14 protein-coding genes are annotated in these 12,630 nt (G+C 71.4%); 4 read left to right on the forward strand and 10 right to left on the reverse strand.

Translation table 11 applies throughout. The annotated features are described in order from the left end of the window. Positions 1-3: 3 nt before the first annotated feature. The gene (locus ACSUPT_RS29255) at positions 4-375 is read right to left on the reverse strand and encodes a MerR family transcriptional regulator (RefSeq protein WP_351968105.1); all 372 of its coding nucleotides are present in this window, start codon (positions 373-375) and stop codon (positions 4-6) included. A 26-nt stretch (positions 376-401) separates the two neighbouring features. Next, complete coding sequence (locus ACSUPT_RS29260; RefSeq protein ID WP_436946302.1) at positions 402-1,169, reverse strand: SDR family NAD(P)-dependent oxidoreductase; 768 nt, start codon at positions 1,167-1,169, stop codon at positions 402-404. Between the two features lie 314 nt (positions 1,170-1,483). Between ACSUPT_RS29260 and ACSUPT_RS29265 the strand changes: the two genes are divergently transcribed. Beyond that, entirely contained in the window at positions 1,484-1,621 is a 138-nt protein-coding gene (locus ACSUPT_RS29265) for a hypothetical protein (protein WP_436946303.1), read from the forward strand. Positions 1,622-1,679: 58 nt separating this feature from the next. Here the strand turns inward: ACSUPT_RS29265 and ACSUPT_RS29270 are convergent, their stop codons facing one another. The 4 genes from ACSUPT_RS29270 to ACSUPT_RS29285 all read right to left on the reverse strand — a co-directional run bounded on the left by ACSUPT_RS29270 (position 1,680) and on the right by ACSUPT_RS29285 (position 5,927). Beyond that, positions 1,680-2,015 carry a hypothetical protein gene (locus tag ACSUPT_RS29270; RefSeq protein WP_436946304.1) on the reverse strand — a complete coding sequence of 112 codons (336 nt, stop codon included), beginning with the start codon at positions 2,013-2,015 and terminating at the stop codon, positions 1,680-1,682. Between the two features lie 31 nt (positions 2,016-2,046). Further along, the gene (locus ACSUPT_RS29275; protein ID WP_436946305.1) at positions 2,047-3,198 is read right to left on the reverse strand and encodes a pyridoxal-dependent decarboxylase; all 1,152 of its coding nucleotides are present in this window, start codon (positions 3,196-3,198) and stop codon (positions 2,047-2,049) included. A gap of 724 nt (positions 3,199-3,922) precedes the next feature. Next, positions 3,923-4,702, reverse strand: coding sequence for a DUF402 domain-containing protein (locus ACSUPT_RS29280; protein WP_436946306.1), 780 nt, complete (start codon positions 4,700-4,702; stop codon positions 3,923-3,925). Between the two features lie 193 nt (positions 4,703-4,895). After that, complete coding sequence (locus ACSUPT_RS29285; RefSeq protein ID WP_436946307.1) at positions 4,896-5,927, reverse strand: hypothetical protein; 1,032 nt, start codon at positions 5,925-5,927, stop codon at positions 4,896-4,898. Between the two features lie 28 nt (positions 5,928-5,955). On the opposite strand from ACSUPT_RS29285, the gene ACSUPT_RS29290 reads away from it, so the two are divergent. Further along, positions 5,956-6,150, forward strand: coding sequence for a hypothetical protein (locus tag ACSUPT_RS29290; RefSeq protein WP_351968086.1), 195 nt, complete (start codon positions 5,956-5,958; stop codon positions 6,148-6,150). 1,754 nt (positions 6,151-7,904) lie between these two features. Here ACSUPT_RS29290 and ACSUPT_RS29295 read toward each other — a convergent pair. Further along, on the reverse strand, positions 7,905-8,147 hold the full coding sequence (locus tag ACSUPT_RS29295; protein WP_399218555.1) for a DUF6411 family protein: 243 nt from the start codon (positions 8,145-8,147) through the stop codon (positions 7,905-7,907). Between the two features lie 1,109 nt (positions 8,148-9,256). Between ACSUPT_RS29295 and ACSUPT_RS29300 the strand changes: the two genes are divergently transcribed. Continuing rightward, positions 9,257-9,385 carry an endonuclease domain-containing protein gene (locus ACSUPT_RS29300; RefSeq protein WP_436943058.1) on the forward strand — a complete coding sequence of 43 codons (129 nt, stop codon included), beginning with the start codon at positions 9,257-9,259 and terminating at the stop codon, positions 9,383-9,385. A gap of 67 nt (positions 9,386-9,452) precedes the next feature. Here ACSUPT_RS29300 and ACSUPT_RS29305 read toward each other — a convergent pair whose 3' ends face one another. Then, on the reverse strand, positions 9,453-9,611 hold the full coding sequence (locus tag ACSUPT_RS29305; RefSeq protein ID WP_399218509.1) for a hypothetical protein: 159 nt from the start codon (positions 9,609-9,611) through the stop codon (positions 9,453-9,455). A 165-nt stretch (positions 9,612-9,776) separates the two neighbouring features. Here ACSUPT_RS29305 and ACSUPT_RS29310 point away from each other — a divergent pair, with 165 nt between their 5' ends. Next, positions 9,777-11,351, forward strand: a complete 1,575-nt coding sequence (locus tag ACSUPT_RS29310; protein ID WP_436943060.1) for a hypothetical protein — start codon at positions 9,777-9,779, stop codon at positions 11,349-11,351. A 253-nt stretch (positions 11,352-11,604) separates the two neighbouring features. Here the strand turns inward: ACSUPT_RS29310 and ACSUPT_RS29315 are convergent, their stop codons facing one another. Next, positions 11,605-11,973: an STAS domain-containing protein gene (locus ACSUPT_RS29315; RefSeq protein WP_351968334.1), complete on the reverse strand. Its 369-nt coding sequence runs from the start codon at positions 11,971-11,973 to the stop codon at positions 11,605-11,607. After that, on the reverse strand, positions 11,970-12,630 hold a 661-nt coding region (locus tag ACSUPT_RS29320; protein ID WP_436946308.1), incomplete at its 5' end, for a PP2C family protein-serine/threonine phosphatase. The genes ACSUPT_RS29315 and ACSUPT_RS29320, both read right to left, overlap by 4 nt.

A 12,630-nucleotide genomic window follows, 5' to 3' on the forward strand; every position in this document is an offset into this window, starting at 1 on the left:
CGTTCAGGCCACTGGGCGGACCCGGCCACCGGTTGCCTGTCGCAACGCGGCTTCCAGCCGGTCGCGGGCCTCGGTCTGGGCAGTGATCCGTTCGTTGAGGACCGCCAGCCGTTCCAGCGCGACCCGCAGGCCCTTCTCCGAGGGCGGTGCGGCGGCCACATCGCCGTCCAGGCACGGCAGGAACACCCGCACGTCGTCCAGGGTGAGCCCGGCGGCCAGCAGGTAGCGGATATTGCGGACCCGCACCACCGCCCGCTCGTCGTAGATGCGGTAGCCGTTGGGGGCCCGCTGCGAGGAGATCAGTCCGGCTTGCTCGTAGTGCCGCAGCGCACGGGCAGTTGTCCCCGTTGCCCTGGCCAGCTCACCGATCCGCACCCATCCCACCTCCCGGGCCACTCCTATCACGCCACGACCGCTCCGCCGTCGACCGGGAGTACCACTCCGGTGACGAACGACGCGGCCGGTGCGGCAAGCTGGGTCACTGCCCAGGCCACCTCCTCGGGGCGGCCGATCCGGGCCATTGGGGTGTGCGCCAGCTGCCACTCCCGCACCGCTGCCATCCGCTCCGGCGTCAGGCCCTGGTGCTCACCGATGGGGGTGTCGATCGCGCCGGGAGCGACCGCCACCACCCGGATCCCGCGGGGTGCCAGCTCGACCGCCCAGCTGCGGGTCAGCAGCTCCAGAGCGGTCTTGGTAGCCGCATAAACCGAGCTGCCGGGCCAGGCACGCTGCCCCACCGACGTACTGACATTGACGATCACCCCGCCCGACTTCTCCAGGAATGGCAGCGCGGCCTGGGCCAGCAGGATGGGGGCGACGAGGTTAGTGGCAAGCTGAGCTGTGATCATCTCCGGCGTCAGCGTGCCGAGGGCGCCGCTGCGCACGATGCCTGCGTTGTTGACCAGCACGTCCAGCCGGCCGTGTGTCTCCAGCACCTCCCGGATGATCCGTTCCGGCTCGCCCTCGGCGGTGATGTCGGCGGCCAGCGGCGTGATCCGGTCGTGCCCGGCCCCGGTCACCTTGAGGGGCTCGGCCCGCCGCCCGATCGCGACCACGTGGGCGCCCTCAGCGGCGAAGGCACGGGCGGTGGCCCGGCCGATCCCGGTGCCGGCTCCGGTGACGGCGACGATCCTGCTGCTCTGCGGTGCGGTGCTGTTCATGCCGGCCATCGTGCAACCCTGCCGCCAGCGGCAAGGTCAAGCAGCGCCTGACGGGCGATAGTTACCGCCGGTGGTCACCGGGGGCATAGTGACGCCATCTCGTTGCCCCTTTGGCGCGTACCTCGGTCACACCCCAACCCGTCGGCTACTCCGCCACCGGCCGCCACGTCCCCTCCGGTTCCCCGCTATTCCACCCCGAGAATCCGCGAACCCGTCGGCTTGGCGCAGGGCGGACTTCGACTGGATGGTCCGGCTCGGGTGGGTGAGCCCCGCCGAGACGGTCCAGGTCGCCTTCGGCACGAGCCGGGCCGGGGCCGGTCGACGTGGCGCTGTACCGGACGGCCGAGATCGAGAGGCTGGTCCAGGAGCACCCCGAGGCGGACTGGGAGCGGCTGCGTCTGGTGCCGAAGGGGCGTCGCTCCCCGCTCGCCGCGCTGGCACGCGGCGCCACCGCCGCCTGACCCTCGTACGGCACGGCGGGCGCCCCGGCCATCTCCCGGCCGGGGCGCCCGCCGTCTGTCAGGTACGGGCCCTGCCGGGGTCGGCGGCCGGGCCGGAGCCGAGGGGCCGGCAGCACGGCGGGCGCGACCGGGGCGCGCCGGGGGCCGGGGTGGCGGTCCATTCGCCGTCGGCGGCATGTTCGGCGGCGGTGCGGGCCCGCGGGTCGCGGGTCGGCAGGTCGCCTGCGATGACGGTGCCGATGGCATTCGTCATTCCGCGGTCGGTGATGCCGGTGGCGGCGTACTTGCCGTTGGGAACATGGCGGCGCTCAGCGCCGGCGGGCGGTGTCCAGTGGCGTTGGTCGACCGGGCCGAAGGGCCGTCGTCGGCTGACGGAGTCGATGTCCGAGCTCACGACATCCCGGCTCGTTGTCCGGTGTGCTCTCTCAGTGGCCGCGGCCGAGGTCGGCGCAGAGCATGTCGACGGCCTGCGGTGTCACGTGTGGCATGGCTACCAGGTGGGCGCGGTCACCCTGGGTGGCGAGGTGCCAGGTGGCGCAGGTCGATGAGTCGGGTCGGTCGAAGGTGACGGTGAGGGAGCCCGGGAAGCGCTCAGGACGCGCTCCCGCCGCTGCCAGGGCTTCGGTGGCGTACTGGGCGGTCTGCTGGCAGCGGGCGACGGTCTCCCGTAGACCTCGCGTGCCCATCTCGCGCAGTCGGCACCACAGCAAGGCGGCGGCCAGACCGCTGCGGGAGCAGCCCAGGGTGTGGTCGTCGGCGCCGAGGTACTGGCCGGTCGGCTGCGGCGGGACGAACCGCCGAGGCGTCAGCACGATGCCGCACGGCACCGGGCAGCCCAGGAGTTTGTGCCCGCTCACCGACAGGCTGTCGGCACCGTGGGCGAGGTTCCAGGCGGGCTCCGGGCGGGAGAAGGCGGCCACCAAGCCTCCCAGGGCGGCGTCCGCATGGAGGTGGACACCACCTGCCTGGCTGCCGGCGGCGCGCAGTGCGGGCAGGTCGTCGACGGCTCCGCGCATCACCGTGCCGATCGTGGCCACGACCACCGCGCCGTCCGCGCTGCGTCCGCCTTTTGTCCTCCGGGCCTCGTGGCACAGGCGTGCCAACGCCGCTGGTTCCATCGTCCCGTCGTCCCGGCAGGGCACGGTGACGGTTTCCATCCGGAGGATGGCGGCCGCCTTGCGGACGCTGTGGTGGGCGTCTGCGGAGAGGTACACCGGCGCTCGGGGGAACCTGTGCCGTGCTACGAACAAGCCGAACAGGATGCCTTCGCTGCCGGAGGCCGTGACGTACCCATAGGTGTCCCGGCCTCCGCCTGCGATGTCGGTGAACCAGGAGAGCACTGCTTGCTCGAAGGCTTTGGCGTCGTTTCCCGAGTCGTCGTGGGTGGACGGATCGCCGGCGTTGTTGATCATCATGGACAACAGGCTGTGCGCATAGGAGGCGTCCCAGGCGAGGTTGGCCGGGAAGCCGAGCATCCGCGGCGTCCTTCGCCGCAGCTCCTCGACCATGGCTGTCACCACAGGCCGTACGCGTTCGGCGGTGGCCCCCTCTTCTCCGATGCGCAACAAGCTGTTCACGCTCGGTCACTACCCGGAGGTGGAATGTATTACTCCGGTTTCCGGGCGGCTCGTTTCCTGGTGACCCTGGCGCAGCTCACCCGGTTCCCGCCCCCAGGGGGGCGATGTGTACGAGCCGGCCGCGCCGGCGCTGGCCTCCTGGTGGGTCTTGCGGATCTGGACCCTGCGCTGCGGGACCCGGGCGGCGAAGGCGGCCTCCATCTCCTCGATGGAGGAAACGCCCGCCCAGCCAGGACGTGGTCTGCCCCATGGTGCACTGCTAGACGCCGAGCGAACGGGCGACCGCGCGGATGCCCTTGAGTTCGTCCAGCGAGACGTGCGCTCCTTGCGGGCCTGGCATGGGACCGGCCGCCCTGTACCGACCGTGTGGCCCCGCGATCGCAGTCGGCAGATGCGAGTCGGAGGGTCACACAGCCGGCTGCCACGACGGGCCGGCAGGGCCTGTCGTGCAGCGGAGCTGGCATCGCACGGTCGGAGGCGGGCCAGTCGATGCGCACTCCGCGGCGGATCAGGGCGGTGATGCTGTCGACCTGGCACGTGGGTGGCTGCTCCTGGGTGCAGCGGCGCAGCGCCCGGTGCACGCCGTCGTGCAGCTGGCCGTCGGTCATCGTGGGCGCCTGCCCCTGCAGTGCGTCGAGGAGCTGTGCGGCGCGGGACAGCGCGGCGTCGGCGAGCGGGCCTTCGGCGAAGGCGTTGCGTACGTACAGGCCGGGCTCGATGAAGGTCATGGTGACAGTCCTTTCCGCCCGGCCGCGCTGGTCTCCCGGGTGGAGACGCGGTCGCGGGACCCGGGCGGGGGGGAACGTAGAGCACCGGCTCCGTTAGCGTCGCGTCGCGGGGACCGGCCGGGGCAGGCGCGGCTGGGCCAGGCCGGATCCCAGCGCCAGGCCGCCCACTGTTCCGCCTGCGCGAGGATGCCGGAGCGTTCGGTGAGCATCGCCAGGACTTCGTCGCGGGCGGCGTCGACGGCCCGGTGCTCGGTGTCGGAGACGATGCCGAGGCGCCGCACGTGCGCGTACTCGTCTTCGTCCTTCCACTCCCAGCGGGTCAGGTCGGGCGCGACGACCAGGTCCACGGTCAGGTCGAAGGTGTCGAAGCCGGCCTCGGTGCGGCGGGTGGGGTGCTCGAAGTCGACGTACCAGTTCCGCAGCCTGCGCCCGTCACCGTCGGGGACGAAGAAGGCGTTGACGCTGAACCATGACGTGGGCGGTTTCCACAGCAGCAGGTCGGTCTCCTGCCACACCGCGCCCGCAAGCTCCCACACGCCGGTCGCCATCGCGTCGAACCCGTCCGTGCGCACCGAGCGGTCGCCCTGCGCGCGGGCCTGCGCGTACAGGGCCGGCCACCGGGCCTGAGCGCCAGGGGCGCACGCGGTCACCAGGGCCTCGCCGGTGTCGGCGATGACGCGCAGCGCCTGCTCGCTCCGCACCCGGCCTGAGCCGTGTACGTCGCGCCGTACGACCGTCTGGTCGGGCTTGAAGCGGTGCGTCGCGCCCTCCCCCACCCGTTCCGGCCGGGGTGTCCGGCCGGGCTGCCCACCGCCTCAGCGCGCCTCGGGGCCGTGGGCAAGCCGCCGTCCGGGGACGACCTGCCCAGGCACCCCTTGGGCTTGCCCGCGGCTACCGGCGCCGCCAGGTACTGCCCACCACTCCACTGGCAGAAACCCGGAACATCGCGGTTTTCCTTGCTGCTGTCGATCAGGTGCATGCCTTGGTGCCGCGGGGTGGATCGCCGTCTGCGCGGGTGATGTGAAAGGTCACCGGGAGATTCTGCAGGCCGGGGCCCGGTGGGTCGATGGCGGTGACAATCAGCCGGATCCAGCCGCCGTCTTCGCCTGTGATGACGGCGGATTCCCCGATCGCCACCCGTGTGGCCGTGCAGCTGCGTGTCGGGGTGATGACGAAGTAGCTCACGCCTTTCTCATCCAGGGCGGTGACGTTGATGCCGATGTCCTTCTGCGGCGTCCACTCGGTCGGTGAGGAGCCGATCGGGTGCATCTTGGCGGTCAGCTGTCTGTGGGCCGGCAAGACGGTGCTGGGAGTTTGCGCCGTCCTGGTGGGGGCGTTGCTGGTCGACCTGGCGGTGGGTGAGCTGTCGGAGGGGTCTGGATCGGGGGTGCCCGAGGTGACCGGGGGACGGGTATCGGTGGTGTCGGTGGTGTCGGTGGTGTTGGTGAGGATCGCGATGCCGGCCCAGCCCAGCAGGGGCAGGGCGACAGTCGCCGTGGCCAGCGTCCAGGGCCGGGTGCGTCTTGGGCCGGCCGGAACCTGTCGGGCATGGTCGTGTGATCCGTCCGCCGCTTGGGGTGGGAGGGAGGGCAGTTGGACGTTTCGCTTTGTGGGCGGGGCGGGTGTGTCGTGTGATCCGTCCGCCGCTTGGGGTTGGGGGGAGGGCAGTTGGACGTTTCGCTTTGTGGGCGGGGCGGGTGTGGTGGAGCGGGCGGCGTCGGCGCGTTTCCAGCGTTCCAGGCACGCGGCCACCGCGGGCTCGCCGCCCAGCGCCCAGGCGATGGGCTCGGCAGTCTCCCAGCGTGGGAGTCGTTTGCCGCTGAGGACGTCGGAGATGGTGCTCTCCCGCACGGTGGCATCCGGGTACCGCGTTCGGCTCCGCCGCACGATGGTGGTGTAGCTGGGCTTTGCCGCGTCCCGGTGGAGTTCGCGCATCCAGGCGGCGAACTCCGCGACCGGTTCGGTGGCCCTTCCGGTTTCTTCGGAGTCGTTCGCTGTCATTCGGTTTCCCCCTAAGCCCAGGTCGTGGGTGGCTCACTGGTGCCTGTCCGCACTCGTCGCTATCTCATCGAGGCTCATCGTGTACGTGCTCGCCGTTCTCGCCCTGCTCATCCTTGCCGGTATCGCGATCGGGCGGATCGCCTATCAGAACCCCGCCCTGGGCACCGCCATGGTCACCGCCACCACCGTCCTCGCCCTCCTCTACACCGTCCTGCAGAGCTGACGCGGCAATGCCCGCTGCCCGCTCGGGGCAGCGGGACCGGTCGGCCGGGGCGTGGTGAGCACGCCCCGGCCGAGCAGGCTGTGCACACCGGGCGTTAAGCGCCAGGAAGACCGCCATGCCCGAGTCGGCTTGAGCAGTCCCTTGGCCGGACCTCGCACCCTCAACCTCACCACCGTCGGTGAGGGCACGCCGAGGAAAGCGGCCCACCGGCCGGGCCGAGGAGCCGGGATTCCGGAACTCGACCGGGGGGTGGCCGGGCAGCAGGCCGCACACCGGCCGGCCGGGCGGGCGGCACCGGGCCTGGCACCCCCCTTGCTTCGCTGGGTCCTCGCTTCCCTTGCGGGGCTGCCCCGGCAGCCCTTCACAGTCCCGCCACCGGCCGCGGTGGAACTTCGAACCGGTCACCGGGCGCAGCCCACGGCCGGTTCCTTCGCGGCCTCCCCGACCGGGACGGCAGGACCCCTTTTTTCACTGACTGACCGGAGGTCACCCAGCATGCTCGACACCCTGCTCACCCTCGTGCTGCCCGTGGCGCTGTGCCTGGCTGCGGTCTGCCTGACCGTCGTCTGCGTCGTCGCGCTCAGCTGGGCCCGCCGTACCGACACCGTCAAGGTGGCCCGGGCACTGCCGGAACCGATGCTGACCGTGTCCGTCCCCGTCGCGGATCTGCGGCCGGGATGGGCGGGGGGCGGAGTGGGACGGGTTCCGGGCGTTCCTTTCCGTCGACGCGGGCCGGGTGTGCTGCGCTGCAGGGGCGGTTGTGAGATGGCGCCCGGTGTTTCCGGAGATCGTGGCCGGCGCCGTGCAACTGCCGGACACAACCGCCGCCCAGCACGGGCGTGCCGCCTCCAGCGCCCAGCTGACCGCCCACCTCTCGCAGCACTCCTTCCCCGCCCCGGAGAAGCCCGGGGTGGAGGAAGCCGAACCGGCCGTGGGCTGGACGCGATGGAGGTCCTGGCGGCGAACGCTTCCCGTGGGCCCTGGCCGCGCAGGAGACGCGACTCTGGCCGGACAGGGAGTTCGTCGACGTCGCGCTGAGCGCGGTGCGCGCCGAGGAACCCTTGGGACACATCGAGCGCCTGGAGGCGTTCGTCGAGCAGCACCGCAAGCGCATCTGGCGATGCGCCCTGGACGCCGACGTCCAGGGCGCGGGCCCGCACGGCGGGTGCGGTGGCGATGCCCGGACTCACTGGCGATGCCGGACTCACTGGCGATGTCGAACTCACCGGACAGTGCGATCACGGCCACAGTGCCGTCGGTGCGTGCGGGACGTCCGAGACGGTCCCCCTCACACGGAACGCTTGTCAGTCCGGTCTCGAGAGGGTGCCGGTCGTGGACGGGGCGGGGCTCACCCACGCGCCACTGGACCGCCGGCACCCTCAACGGTGACGCCGCCGACGGCGTACTGGCGAAGGCGGCCTGGTCGCGGCCTGACACCTGGTCCTCACGACAGGGGAAGGTGCGGTGACGACCATGCGCCTCGATCCGAACCCCGGGAAGCGGAGCGCGAGCTGTCCGTCCCGTAGGACCCGAGGACCCGCCGACCCGGGCCGTGCGACGCCCGGCATCCCTGACGACCCGATGAAAGGTGCGGCTCTCGCCACTCCGCCCACAGCGGGGCGGGCACGGCCGCCGCGGTACCCGCTCTCCTGGACGGCCGGCTGCCAGGAGCCGGATGTGCTGCTCGCCCTCGCCGGCACACAGCGGCCCGGCCGCCGACGGGGATTGCGTGCCGGGCCGAACGGGGCGCGGGGTCAAAAGGGCATGTGGCCCCGCATGCGGCGGCCGAGCGAGCCACTCCTACCGACCGCCTTGGAGCTGCTGCTGAACGGCTTGCTCAAGAGGCGGCCCAGCGGGCCGGGGGCCTTGCCGCCCGCGCGGGAGCCCAGGCCGAGGGTCTTCTGAGTACCTTGCTCGGCATGCCTGGAGAGGCGGGGCAGGAAGAACGCCAGAACGGCGAGTATGACGCAGACAGCGATGATTCCGGCGATCATCATGGTGGGACCCCACCCCTTCTTCTGTGGTGCACTGACACTTCGTCGTGTGCGACCGCGTGTACCCGTCGAATCTTCCGCCACGCCCCGGCTCCGGCCGCCGCCTGCGACTTCGTCCACGACGTATGGGGCCTCAGGCGCCGTTGCCGGCGGCCCCCGGTCGACGACGGCCAGGCGGTCACGGGAAACGTCCGAGAAGCACCTGCGGGGCATCGGCAGCCTTGAGGCGCTGCGCCAGCCCGGCTGCCACCGCGAGACCGCCCACCGTTCCACGTACGCGAACAGGCCGGTGTGTTCGGTGAGCATCGCGAGCACCTGGTCGCGGGCGGCGTCCACGGCCTGGTGCTCGGTGTCGGTGACGAAGCCGAGCCGCCGTACGTGCGCGTTTTCGTCTTCGTCCTTCCCACTCCCATCGAGTCAGGTCGGGGGCGACGACCACGTCCACCGTGAGGGCGAAGGTGTCGACGTCGTTCGGTGTACGGGGGGGGTGGGATGCTCGTGTTCACGTACCAGTTCCACAGCCCGCCGCCCGTGTAGAACGCGTTGACGCTGAACCACGCGGCCAGCGCCTTCCACAGCAGCAACTCGGTCTCCCGCCACACCGCCACACCGCCCCCCCCCCCCCCCCCCCCCCCCCCGAGCCCCTACACACCGGTCGCCATCGCACCGAACACCACCACGCGCGCACCGAGCGGTCGCCGTCGGTACGGGCCTTGACGTAGAGGGCTGGCCAGTGGGTCTCGGCTCCCGGCTAGCAGGCGGCTACCAGGGCCTCGCTGGTGTCGGCGATGACGCGCCCCACCGCCTCAGCGCGCCTCGGGGCCGTGGGCAAGCCGCCGTCCGGGGACGGCGGCTTGCCCAGACTTCTCTTGGGCTTGCCCACGGCTACCGGCGCCGCCCGATCCGGAACACGCCGCGGCCCTTGGCCACCGCCGGTGGTTCGGCCGCCGCTCGGGCTACGGCCTCTTCCGCCTGGCGGCGCGCGAGGCGTTCGGCTTCGGCCCGATCCCTGGCCGCGTCCGCGCACGATCCGCACAGGCCGTCGCCCCAGGACCGGTCTCACCCGCGTACCTGCGTCCAGCGGTCGTCGGTGAGCCTCGCCCCGCAGTTCCGTGCCCACCGGCCGCTGCGCTGTCTGCGGTGAGACGGACCCTCGCATGGGCTGCGACCACAACCACGCCACCGGACTGGTGCGCGGGTCGTTGTGCGTCTCCTGCACCCTTGCGAGGGCCTCGCCGTGAGGGGCCGGCCGCGAGCATGCGCTGAGACAGCTGCCAGGGTGGGCCCGATCCCGGGAAGAAGCACTCGTTACCAGGGGATGTGGGTGAGCGCCCATGCGAGCAGGGTGCTGGTGGCAGTGGCGGTGGCGGCGCTGGCGACCGCCAGGACGAGCTGGCCGGGCCTTCGGCCGGCACGGGCCCTCATCGCGAGCCGGTGGTGCCGACGGTGGTTCGGGTGCTTCTTCACGGTCGTCTCCCCTTCGATGTGCCTGACTTCTGTGCCCCCGGATGGAGCAATTGGTATGACTGTCAGTCAGTGCGGGCCCAGGTTGAAGCGACGCAGGGTTATGGGCACGACAACCATGGCCCTGAGCCCGACAACAAGGGGTTGTCGCCCCGGGGGAGGGGACGAATGGCAGAGAACGCCAGCGGTAAAGGGGGCCGTCCGTGGGGGGAGCTGAAGGGCGGGAGGCCGGAGGCCAATGACCTGGCCACGGCGATGCGCAAGTGGCTCCGTGCCTCGGGGATGACAGCGAGGCAGTTCCACGCGAAGCTGCAGCCGGAGGACTTCACCGGCGGCAGAATCCCGTCGATCGACACCGTCTACAGCCGGTTCGCCGGCATCGCCCCGGACTGGGAGTTCGTCAGCGCGGTCGTCCACATCTGCTCGCCGGACGTGGTCACGATGAACAAGTGGAAGGGTGAAGCCCAGGAGCTGTGGAAAAAGTGGGTCGCCGCGGAGCGCGATGGCAAGAAGGCCCGCAAAGGCGTGGCGCAGCACGGTGGCCTTGTCGTCGAAGTGCCCGATATTCCCGGCCTTCCGGCCACGGCCTCCGCGGATGAGCGTCTGCTCGCCGCGTACGACAAGATCCAGCAGATGTACGAGGCTCAGCTGATTGCCACCAAGAGCCACCATCGCCTCGAGATGCTGCTGTTCCTCATGCTCGGCAGGGAGAACGACCACCTCCAGCACATCGCGCGCCTGGAGCAGCAGCTCGACAGCGTCATGGAACAGCGCACGCCGGACCCTGCCCAGATCGCCACCCTCCGCACCATGATCGAAGAGGCGGAGGTCAGGGAGCGGCAGCTCCTCCAAGCCCGGGACAAGGCGCAGACCGAGCGTGACATCGCTCAGCAGATGCTCGACCACGCCAACCGGACGATCAAGTGCCTCCAGGAGGAGATCGAAAGGCTCAAGGCCGGCGCGGTGTCCATGGGGACAACCGTCGTACGCCTTGAGGACGCCTTCGTCAGCGGCCTCAACGACGTCGACGGAGCGCTCGGGCAGATCCAGCGGATCCTCGAAGAGGAGCACGACCAGCTCTACCGCCTGCGGCGGCGACTGGGGTGGCGTCTGGTGGATGGCGGCATCGCCTCCGCCCCGCACGTCATCGCCGGGCAGGTTGTCGATCCTGCCGGCCGCGAACATCCGATAACGCCCGACAATCCGCCGACCGGGCAGCTTGCGGCCTCCGCCTTTCCCGACAACCCGGCCACCGGCCACGCACTGCCCAAGCCCAGGCCGCCCGCCCTCCTCCTGGCGCAGCGCATCGGGCGGGCCACCGCCTCCGCGAAGAGCGTGGTCCGGCGCGGCGTCCACACGGCGGTGCCGTATACGTTGCGCTTCACCGTGCTCGTGATGATCGCCGTGTGGTCGATGATCGTCGGCAGCACCTTCACGGAGATCCGTCGCGGCGACGCCTCGCTGCTGAGCGTGACTCTCAGCGCGGTGGCCGGTCTCGTCCTGCTCGGTTGTTTCCAGATCAGAGTGAGGCAGATAGTCAAACGGGGCATGACCCGGGAACACGCGTGGGAGGGCGACTCCCTGTTCATCGGCACCACCAGGCAGAGGGTCATCCAGTACTACGTCCGGACGCCGACGCTTCTTCAACTGGTGGGACTGGCGCCCTCCCTCACTGCACCCCAGTACCTCGGCCCCCTCGACACGCTGGGCCGGGAGCTCGCGCATTTCCTCGGCATGGCCTAGGGGTCGGGGTCGTTCGTGGTCTCGGCGGGGCGGTAGGGGCTGACGGGCTGACAAGGGGGCCGGTGATTGCGCCGTGTTCGTCTGGTCCTCCGACACAGATGGCGCACAAGGGGGCAGGGCCGGGGCGCGGTCGGACCGGCCCTGCCGGACGGGGGGCCGGGTCGGCCCCTTGCAGACCCGATTCGCCGGTTCGCCTCCGGGAGGGGGACTTCAGCGTCGCGGGCTGTGCAGTGCTGACCGGCGAGCGGGGGTTTCAGGCGGTGGTGCGGTTGCCTTGGCGTGCGGCGAGCGCGGCGTCGGCGCTGGGGTGGACGGGCAGGAAGGTGTCCATCCCGGTGACGCTGAGCAGGCGGCCCAGCCGGTCGGGGATGGCCGCCAGGGTCAGGGAGCCGCCGGCGTCCTTGGCGCAGCGCCAGATGCCGACGAGGGCGCCCAGGCCGGAGGAGTCGCAGAAGGTGACGCCTGAGAGGTCGGCGACCAGGTCGGGGTGGCCGTCGGCGAGGAGTTCCAGGGCGCGGGCCCGCACGGCGGGTGCGGTGGCGATGTCGAACTCACCGGACAGTGCGATCACGGCCAGGGTGCCGTCGGTGTGCGGGACGTCGATGTGGAATGCGTCGGTCATGGGCGTCGGTTCTCCTGCCCGACGGAGGCGTCGGCGGTCGGGGCGGCGGCGCTGTGGGCGGTGGTGGTGATGCCGCAGGGAGCGGCGTCGGGGGTGGGGACGGACAGGGCCAGCAGTGCCACGTCGTCGCGTTCAGTGTCGGGCAGGGTGTCCAGGAGGGCGACGGTGTCGTCGATCAGGGCGCCGGCACCGACCGGCGCCGGCCGCCGGGTCAGGAAGTCGATCAGGCCCGTGTCGGCGAGCATGCGGCCATCGGCGGTGCGGGCCTCGGTCAGCCCGTCGGTGTACAGCAGCAGTCCCTGGCCCGGTGCCAGGTGCAGGGTGCGTGAGGCGAAGGCGGCTTCGGCGAACGCGCCGACCAGCATGCCGCCCTTGGCGTGGACCGCCTCCACCAGCATGCCGCCGTCCTGGGTGGGGCTGAGGTGGTAGGCGGGCGGGTGGCCGCCGGTGGCCAGCGTGACCGTGAAACCGCCGTCCCGGGCCGGGTCGAGCAGACCGAAGACGGCGGTGCAAAAGCGGGTGCCGACCGCCGCGTCCAGCAGCAGCGCGGTGTTCAGGGCCTTGAGCGCGGCCGTGGGTTCGGCGTCGACGAGGGCTGCGGCCCGCAGCGTGTAGCGGGTCAGTGAGGTGATCGAGGCGGCTTCGGCGCCCTTGCCG

The sequence above is a fragment of the Streptomyces sp. SudanB25_2051 genome (assembly GCF_964272635.1).
Classification (GTDB): Bacteria; Actinomycetota; Actinomycetes; order Streptomycetales; family Streptomycetaceae; genus Streptomyces.

Coding starts and splice junctions, on each gene's coding strand:
- ACSUPT_RS29285 (WP_436946307.1), bottom strand. CDS start 5,927: ATGACAGCGAACGACTCCGAAGAAACCGGAAGGGCCACCGAACCGGTC.
- ACSUPT_RS29295 (WP_399218555.1), bottom strand. CDS start 8,147: ATGATGATCGCCGGAATCATCGCTGTCTGCGTCATACTCGCCGTTCTG.
- ACSUPT_RS29315 (WP_351968334.1), bottom strand. CDS start 11,973: ATGACCGACGCATTCCACATCGACGTCCCGCACACCGACGGCACCCTG.
- ACSUPT_RS29310 (WP_436943060.1), top strand. CDS start 9,777: ATGGCAGAGAACGCCAGCGGTAAAGGGGGCCGTCCGTGGGGGGAGCTG.
- ACSUPT_RS29260 (WP_436946302.1), bottom strand. CDS start 1,169: ATGGCCGGCATGAACAGCACCGCACCGCAGAGCAGCAGGATCGTCGCC.